At 69.7% G+C, this 8,099-nt stretch carries 11 protein-coding genes and 1 tRNA gene; 6 read left to right on the top strand and 6 right to left on the bottom strand.

Translation table 11 applies throughout. The features are described 5' to 3' along the window. Positions 1-149 precede the first annotated feature (149 nt). Positions 150-1,364, bottom strand: coding sequence for an adenylate/guanylate cyclase domain-containing protein (locus tag VF468_14360; protein ID HEX5879476.1), 1,215 nt, complete (start codon positions 1,362-1,364; stop codon positions 150-152). A 41-nt stretch (positions 1,365-1,405) separates the two neighbouring features. Between VF468_14360 and VF468_14355 the strand changes: the two genes are divergently transcribed. The 4 genes from VF468_14355 (at position 1,406) to VF468_14340 (ending at position 3,926) form a co-directional block, all read left to right on the top strand. Continuing rightward, complete coding sequence (locus tag VF468_14355; GenBank protein ID HEX5879475.1) at positions 1,406-1,747, top strand: transposase; 342 nt, start codon at positions 1,406-1,408, stop codon at positions 1,745-1,747. A 597-nt stretch (positions 1,748-2,344) separates the two neighbouring features. Next, a complete protein-coding gene (locus VF468_14350; GenBank protein HEX5879474.1) occupies positions 2,345-2,776 on the top strand; it encodes a VOC family protein in 432 nt (143 codons plus the stop codon). Continuing rightward, positions 2,773-3,342: a CGNR zinc finger domain-containing protein gene (locus tag VF468_14345; protein HEX5879473.1), complete on the top strand. Its 570-nt coding sequence runs from the start codon at positions 2,773-2,775 to the stop codon at positions 3,340-3,342. Before VF468_14350 ends, VF468_14345 begins: the two co-directional genes overlap by 4 nt. Positions 3,343-3,773: 431 nt before the next feature. After that, complete coding sequence (locus VF468_14340) at positions 3,774-3,926, top strand: hypothetical protein (GenBank protein ID HEX5879472.1); 153 nt, start codon at positions 3,774-3,776, stop codon at positions 3,924-3,926. Positions 3,927-4,157: 231 nt separating this feature from the next. On the opposite strand, the gene VF468_14335 is transcribed toward VF468_14340, so the two are convergent. From VF468_14335 to VF468_14320, 4 genes are all read right to left on the bottom strand, one after another. Beyond that, positions 4,158-4,739, bottom strand: a complete 582-nt coding sequence (locus VF468_14335) for a dihydrofolate reductase family protein (GenBank protein ID HEX5879471.1) — start codon at positions 4,737-4,739, stop codon at positions 4,158-4,160. A gap of 398 nt (positions 4,740-5,137) precedes the next feature. After that, positions 5,138-5,647, bottom strand: coding sequence for a helix-turn-helix transcriptional regulator (locus tag VF468_14330; protein HEX5879470.1), 510 nt, complete (start codon positions 5,645-5,647; stop codon positions 5,138-5,140). A gap of 156 nt (positions 5,648-5,803) precedes the next feature. Continuing rightward, a complete protein-coding gene (locus VF468_14325; protein HEX5879469.1) occupies positions 5,804-5,998 on the bottom strand; it encodes a tyrosine-type recombinase/integrase in 195 nt (64 codons plus the stop codon). Positions 5,999-6,490: 492 nt separating this feature from the next. Then, on the bottom strand, positions 6,491-6,691 hold the full coding sequence (locus VF468_14320; protein ID HEX5879468.1) for a site-specific integrase: 201 nt from the start codon (positions 6,689-6,691) through the stop codon (positions 6,491-6,493). A 110-nt stretch (positions 6,692-6,801) separates the two neighbouring features. On the opposite strand from VF468_14320, the gene VF468_14315 reads away from it, so the two are divergent. Further along, positions 6,802-6,877, top strand: a tRNA-Ala gene (locus tag VF468_14315). Between the two features lie 92 nt (positions 6,878-6,969). Further along, on the top strand, positions 6,970-7,701 hold the full coding sequence (locus tag VF468_14310; GenBank protein ID HEX5879467.1) for a tyrosine-type recombinase/integrase: 732 nt from the start codon (positions 6,970-6,972) through the stop codon (positions 7,699-7,701). Here the strand turns inward: VF468_14310 and VF468_14305 are convergent. Further along, positions 7,702-8,099: transposase (locus tag VF468_14305; GenBank protein HEX5879466.1), on the bottom strand; the 398-nt coding region annotated here is incomplete at its 5' end.

Below are 8,099 nucleotides of genomic sequence, written 5' to 3'. Positions count from 1 at the left end.
ACGACCGTCACTTTTCCGACCACGGGTTCCTTACTGAGCTAGGAAGTACCTGACTCATAGATTCGCGCCTGATCGCCGGTGGTGGCTGGCCCTGCCCGGCCTGCTGGGTTCGGCGGGGCCCGGCCGAGACGAAGCGGAGGCGTCCGACGTTACGCCCGGCGGGCTTCCAGCAACCGTACTGGGTGGGCGATGCCCTCAAGCTGCACCTGCCCCAGCTCGAGGAAGGTCACACCCCGGGGCGGCGCCCGCTCGGCCACGGGCTCGCTCACCAGGACCCGGCTGGCGCTGGCATAGGCAGCGATCCGAGCGGCCAGGTTGACGGTGCGGCCGTAGTAGTCGCCGCCCTGGACCACCACCGGCCCGGCCGCCACCCCGACGTGCGCCGGCGGCAGGCCGGCCTGTGGGAGCTCCTCCACCATCTGCAGCGCCGCCAGCACCGCCCCGGCGGGGTCGCGGAAGTGGACCATCACCCCATCGCCCAGCCACTTCACGGGCAGGCCACCGTGCTCACGCGAGGACCGGGCGACCAGCACGGCCAGGGCCTCGGCCAGCTCGGCGGCGACCTGGTCGCCGTGTTCCTCGGTCAGCCGGGTGTAGCCCACCAGGTCCAGGAAGCACATCGCCGGCACCCGCCCGGGCCGGCCCAGCACGCCGGTCTCCTCCAGCGCCGCCTCGATCTCCTCGACCAGTTGCTCGGTCCAGGCCAGCTCTTGCTGGCGGCGGTAGGCGGCCAGCAGCGCGCGGTCGACCAGGAGGGAGAAGTTGAAGTCGCCGACCAGCTGGGCGGCCCGCTCCCTGGCGGTCTGCTGGTCGGCGCCGGAGGCCAGCAGGGGCGCTATGAACCGCGCCTGCCAGACCTCCCTCTCGACCCTGGCCATCAGGCGCAGCCCCTCGGCGTAGCCGCGGCCCAGCCGGGTCGACCAGAGCTGGTCCAGGATGCCGGTGGACAGGCCGAGCTGCAGCAGCGGGACGATCTCCAGCTCGTCCTCCCTGATCGGCTCCTCGGGTGCCATCCGGGCGAACCCCATCGCCTCCAGGAAGCTGGCGAGTAGCTCCAGCGGCACGCCGGTCTCCTGGCTCACCTGCCGGTAGGTCCGCGCCGAGCGGACCGACCAGCGCCGGTAGGGGGCGGCCTCCAGGAACCCGAACGACAGCCGGCCGGCCCGGATGGCCGCGGCGATTCCCGCCATCGGCAGCCCGGCCTGCTCGCACGCGGTGGCCAGGCGGACCTTCTGGACGTCGGTCTCCAGGAACGGGCCGTCGCCGTCCCGGGCCACCAGGACGCCAAGATCGACCAGCCGCTGGACCTCGGCCTCGGTCACGCCGGCGAGGTCGGCCAGTCCCGCTGCCGACAGCGCATTCATGCCGCCGTCATCCTAGGAGCGGTGCCGCTGCTCGGCGAGCGTTGCGGGTCCTGGAGGAGCTCGAGGCCTGGCTGGCCGACCTGCCGGACTCGGTGCAGGTCGGCATCGTCCGGGAGCTGGTGGGCCGCTGCCGGGAGTTGACCCTGCGGGCCAACCAGCTCCAGGCCGAGCTGGGTCGTCGGGTGGCCCGGGTGTGCCCGCGCCTGCTCAGCTCGCCGGGATGTGGGGTGTTGACCGCGGCCAAGATCGTCGCCGAGGTCGCCGGGGTGGGCTGGTTCCGCTCCGGGGCGGCCTTGGCCATGCACGCCGGCATGGCGCCGTTGGAGTGCTCCTCAGGAGCCTGGCGGCGCCATCGTCTGCGCGGGTGGGCAACTGCCAGCTGAACGCGGCGCTGCATCGCATCGCCGTCACCCAGCTGCGGGTCCATCCACCCGCCCAGGCCTGCCTGACGCGCCTCTTGGCGGCGGGCAGGTCCAAGCGGGAGGCGTTGCGGGTCCTCAAGCGCCGCCTGTCCGGGTGGTCTTCAAGCTGCTGCACGCCGATCTCGACCAGGCCCACCTCGTCCCATCGGGCGCTCGCCTGTCGGCTCACGAACCAGCCGCTTGACATCGGAGCGATGCGCCGTTGGCCGACCGCAACGTTGCTGATCCTGGCCGTCGTCGGTCCGATCGCGAGCTGCGGTGGCTGCCGGCCAGAGGAACTTCTTGTTTCTCACCGTCTAACTGTGATAGACAGTGAGAATCCAAGTGGTCGACCTCAGGAGGTTCGACATGTGGGAGCAGTCCTTGCTGACATCGTCAGGGCAGGTGAAGGCGCTACGCCTCCTCTCAGATTGGTGGGACTCTCGCCGCAGCCGACCGTCGTGGGGCCTGCGCTGGAATCTGACCGCGCGAGGCGCCTCGGTGGCTGACGTGCTCGTCCTGCCCTCCGGCTACAGGCCGGCGCATCTGGACGAGCGGCTGGCGAAGGTGAGCTAAGACATGCGCGGCAACCGCAAGCACCAGCGGCATCGGATCCGGGTGGCAACCGTGGTCATCGACGCGACCGACCTGGAGCAGGCGGCGGCCTTCTGGTCGGCCGCCCTGGACACCCCCCTCCTCACCGGCGACCCGGCCCAGGACCGCTATGTGTCCCTCGGCCAGGCCGCCGGTGGCCTACGGCTGCTGCTCCAACGCGTGCCCGAGCCCAGCCGCGACCACAACACCGTCCACCTCGACCTGGAGACCGACGACCCGCAGGCGGAAGTGGCCCGGCTCACCAACCTCGGGGCCAGCCGGGAACGCCCCCTGGGCCATGGCGCCTGGGTCCTGCAGGACCCGGCCGGCAACCGGTTCTGCGTCATCTATCCCGAGACCCCAGACTGGCCACAGGGCACCACGGTGATCGCCGACCCAACCCCGACCGGTCCATGACCGCAACCGGCGACGCTGCCCGCGCAGGGCCGGGCCAGGCCCTGGAGCGGCTCATCGGCTTTGTCAACACCAACGAACCCCAGATCTCGCAGGACCAGCTCGGCGGTCCCGCGCAGACCCGGAACTGGCTGGCGGCCGAGGGCTTCGAGGCCAGGGAGGAGCTCAGCCACGATGACTGGGCGGCCATCATCGCCTTCCGGGAAGGAGTCCGGGCCGCCGCGGCGGCCAACAACGGCTACGACCTCGACCCCGACGCGGTCGCGGCCCTGCGCCAAGCGATCGACCGGCTCGGGTTCACCGTCCGGGCCACCGCCGACGCCCACCTAGAGGTCGCCGCCAGCACCCCGACCGGGCGAGCCCTCGCCCCCCTGGCCGGCGCCCTCATGACCGCCCAAGCTGACGGCTCCTGGGCCCGGGTCAAGGCGTGCGCCCGGGACACCTGCCGGTGGCTGTACTACGACACCACCCGCAACCGGTCCCGAACCTGGTGCACCAGCACCACCTGCGGCAGCCGCGAGAAGGCCAAGCGCGCCTACCGCCGCCAGCTCGCCAAGCAGCAAGCCTAACCAGCCATCCACCAGCAGCACGCATTGACCAAGCAAGCCACCGGGGCCTGCTTCGAGCGCGCTGGTCGCTGTGCTCTATCTGGCCTGGCTTCCCGCTGCTGGCCTTGGCGCGCTCGCCAGCGGGGCCACACGGCCGCGGACCAGGCCGAAGCTGCATCGCCTGCCTCGCCAGCCGACTCCAGCGCTCACGCCGACCCGCCGACACCCAACACCAACAACTCCGGTTGACATAGGAGCGATGGAGGACTGTGCGAGACCTGCTGACCGCTCTCCAGGGACTCCCTCGGGACGCAGAACTGCTGGCGTTCGGGGCTGAGTGTGAGGACTACTGCGAGCGCGAGGTCGATGAGCTCGCGCTCCAGGGCGGCCGGGTCTACCTGCATCTCGGGGCCCGCCGCGACGATCCGCCACGACGGTAGCCGGCTCGGGCCATGGCCGAGGTCGACCCCGAGCAGGAGGCGGCCCTGCGGCGGCTGCGAGCCGCCTTCGGCTTCGTCGAGGTCCTGCGGATCGTCGACCACGCCCAAGATGACGACGACGAGCTGATCGAGGACGGCGAGCTGACCCCACCGGCAGACGAGTAGCGTCAGCTCGCCGACGGGTCGCTGCGGCGGTACACGACCCGCTGGCGCTGGTTCGGATACGGCCGCAGCAGCTCATAGGGGCCGTCCGGCCCCGATGCTCGAACTGGTGTTCGAGAACGATAGCAGGTGCCACGTTCCCATGCGCCGCGCAGCTCCGATGCCTTCTCAGGTTGGTCTGCTTGCGCCACCGCACCCAATCGCTAGGTCCGGCGGAGCAAGGGGCAGGTGTGGTTAGGCGTCGGCCTTGGTGGTGCCGGGCGGCCCGGCCAGCACCGTGGGGACGTACTCGAGCAGCTGCAGCCGACCGTCGAAGGTGCGGCTGGCGACCATGTCGAGGGCGACGTCGGGGTACCCGTCATAGATCCGGTCCTGACCGGTGGCTCCGGTGATGACCGGGAACACGACCACCCGGAACCGGTCCACCAGACCGGCCTTCAGGAGCGAACGGCACAGGGTGAGGCTGCCCAGGGTGCGCATGGACTTGGTGGCTTTGTCCTTCATCTCCCGCACGGCCTCGACGGGGTCCCGGGTGACCAGTTGGGTGTTCGGCCACGCCAGCGGCTCGGTCAAGGTGGTCGAAAAGACGACTTTCGACAGGCCGGCCAGGGCATCGGTCCCCGGCTCACCGTCGGTGGCCAACCCGGACATGAGCCGGTAGGTGTTGGCGCCCATCAGGACGGTGTAGTCCGCTTCTGGGTGGTCTTCCAACCAGGCGAGGTACTCGGGCCCTTCCAGGCCCCACCAGCCGGGCCAGCCCTCGGCGGCCCCATATCCATCGAGCGAGGTGATGAAGTCGATGACCAGCTCTGGCATCGGCGATCCCTTTCCATGAAATTGGTGCGTGGCCATCCGCCGCCAAGCAGTGCTCCCAGCGGACCCTACCGCGACTCCAGCGACCGCACCCAGGAGCGCGCCCGTCACCTCGACCACCTGTCCAGCATCGCCGACAGGCCGCCTGGTTCTCGTGGTGATGGGCTGCGCTCGTGAGGACGTTCCGTCCTTGGTAACGTTCGGAGGTCACAGACGACGAGGTCAACCAACGCGATATGCGAGGTTCCATGGGCGCCTTCGGCGAGGCCTCGATCCAGGACGTTGCCAGGCGGGTCATGCCATGCTCTCTCCCCACCATCGCCCGGTTGATCCTCGCCGTCGCTGTCCGCATCCGGATTGAGGGTGGTCGGTGACCAGTAGCGGGCCCGGCCGTTGCCTTCCTACGCGGCGTAGGCCTCCATCAACTCCGGGTCGAGCGTCTCGGACGTGCTGAGCGAGTGGAAGTAGGTTCCGAGCTTGCAGTCCAGTCGCAGGCGGCCGTGGTCGTCCCTGGCCATGGCCGCCAGTCGTGGGTGATCTGGTCCAGGTGTCGAGATGCGCCCGCTTGCCCGCGTCGATCTCGCGGAGGTGTCGGTCCCACTCCTCCAGGCGGCGCTGGAAGTCCCGCTCTCCCGGGGAGAGCACTCCTCCCAGTAGCGCCAGCGGCGCACGTCGGGCGGCGGCTCCGAGAGGTCGAGCGTCCCGAGCGGGGCCTCGACGTCCGCCCACTGCTCGCGCGGTGCCGCTTCCGCCCACACCGGCAAGGGCTTGGCCTCGTCGCCGAACAGCCGCAGCGCTGGATAGTCGGGGTACGCGGCCTCGAACCGGGACACCGTCGAGACGCTCCAGCCAAGCAGCCGCCCCAGCGCCTGCTGGGTCTCACCCCGCAGGTCGCGGATGTCCCGGAGCACTTGGGCGGGCGTACCGCCGCTCTTCCTCAGCAGTGCCTTCGGCGAAGGCGGCCCGTTTGCGTCCCATCCAGCCTCACCGCCCTTCCAGGCCGGTCAGGGGTCAGGTGCCACCTTCGTAGCAGGAGCTAACGACAATCTACTGAGGCTGCTCATACGCTACAGCCGGTCGGCCGGGGAAAGCCGTCGGTGCGCCTCTCGAGCGCGTTCGTCGGCCGCGGCGGCGCCGTAGCGGCGCAGCATCGCGCGGGACTGCCAGCCGGCAAGGCGCATCAGGTCGGTCTCGTTGCCATTCTCGGACAGCCACAGGTGGGCGAACGTGTGGCGGAGCTGGTGCGGGTGGAGTCCTTCCATCCCGGCCTGGTGACCTCACCGGCGGAGGATCTGAGCGATGCCGGACTCGGTGATGCGCCCGAACTTGCCAATCCACAGCCACTCCAGGTCAGTATGCGGATGGCGGGCGCGGATGCGGAGATAGCGGTCAAGGGCCTGGGCGGCCTGCGACCGAACGGGAACGCGCGCTGCCGGCCACCCTTACCGAGCACGAGCGCGACCTGGAGGTCGAAGTCGAGATCGGTGAGGCGCATCCCGGCGATCTCGGCGCGGCGCGGGCCCACGTGACCAGGAGCAGGCCAGGGCCGTGTCGCGGCGAGCCTCGAAGTCACGGCCGGCGGAGGCCTCCAGGAGCCGGCGAAAGGCGTCCTCGCGGACCAGGGGAACGGGCTGATCCGGCACGGCGGGCGGGCGCATCTTCGCCATGGGGCTCACAGGGATCTCGCCCTCGGCCTCCAGCCAGCCGGAGAACACGCGCAGGCTCCGATAGCGGTTGGGCGGCCGTGGCAGGCTTCAGCGGGCGAGCTGGTCGGCGATGAACGCCTCGATGTCCTCGCGTCGCGCCTGCTCGAGCTCGACGCCCCGGGCCTCCAGAAACCGGGCCGCCAGCTGGAGCGCGTCGAGGTAGGTCTCGATCGTACGGACAGCCTCGTTCTCGGCTCGCAGGTGCAGCTCGAAGGAGCGCTTCGGGTGGGCTACGCTGGAGTCGGCCATGACCGGCCGGTACCACGAACAGAGGTCGAATCAGATTCTCTTGCACCGTTGTGCTGAACCCAGGCTTAAGAGTCGAGAGCAGAAGCCGCAGGTCAAGGCCGAGATTCCTCGGGGATGTAGCTCAGCTGGAAGAGCACCTGCTTTGCAAGCAGGGGGTCGTGGGTTCGAGTCCCATCATCTCCACCACCAGCACGAACCTCCTGCTCAGCAGGGGTGCCGACGGCCCCTCACTCGGCTAACCGGAACACGCTGTCGTTAGCCAGCTCCACCACGCCCTAATGAGGGCACGATGTCGTCAACCCAACCGGCTCCTGGCCAGCTACTGCCAGGCCCATGGCCAGCCGCTTCTGGTTGGCGAGATCCGACGCGATCACATCCAGGGCTTCATCGCCGACCAGTTGGCCCGCTGGAAGCCGGCCACCGCCCACAACCGCTATCGGGGCCTGCACGCCTTCTTCAAGTGGGCGGTGGCCGAGGGCGACTTGAAGATCAACCCGATGGAGGGGATGAAGCCGCCGCAACTGCCAGAGCAACCGGTGGGGGTGGTTAGGCCGGAGCACCTGGCTCGGCTGCTCAAGACCTGCGAGGGGCGGGACTTCACCAGCCGCCGGGACACGGCAATCATCCTGCTGCTGGTGGACACCGGGATGCGCCGCGCCGAGTGCGTCGGCATGACTGTGGATGACGTGGACCTGGATCAGCGGATCGTCTGGGTGCTGGGCAAGGGCCGCCGCCCTCGGGCGCTGCCGATCGGCCGCAAGACCGCCCAGGCGCTCGACCGCTACCTCCGGGTCCGAGAAGGGCATCGATTGGCCCACCTGCCGGAGCTCTGGGTCGGCCGCAACGGACGCGTGACTCCTTCGGGCATCTACCAGGTCGTCCACCATCGAGCCCGGGTTGCCGGGCTGCCGGAATGCACCCGCATCAGCTCCGGCACGCCTTTGCTACCACCTGGCTGGCTGAGGGCGGGAATGAGAATGAGTTATCACCAGGGCAGGCAAATGGTGTGATTATGAGGCGGCGGCATAGCGAGTCGTCGGGTGATCGAAGAAGCGGACCAGGATCGCTGGCTGTCGCTGGCGACGACGTAGATATCCATGCAGCTCATCGCGAAGCTCGGCTGCCGAGCGGGGCTGCCGCCGGGCCGCGGCATTGGCCTTGACGTCATGGTTCAGCAACTCCACTGGGTTCAGCTCGGGGCTGTAGCCCGGCAGGAAGTGCAGCTCGATCCGGTCGCCATGGCGCCCAACCCAGGCGCTGACCGCCTTGGCCCGGTGCACGGGATGCCCATCCACGATCAGGTGGACCTTCCGCCCGCCGCAATCGCGCAGCAGCCGACCCAGGAAGTCGATGAAGACCCGGCCGGTGAACGACCCGGTAAAGAGGCGGAACCGCAACCTCCCGGCGT

Source organism: Actinomycetota bacterium, assembly GCA_036280995.1.
Classification (GTDB): Bacteria; Actinomycetota; CALGFH01; order CALGFH01; family CALGFH01; genus CALGFH01.
Note: the sequence above shows the minus strand (reverse complement) of the source record. Positions and strands in the feature narration are given on the sequence as shown.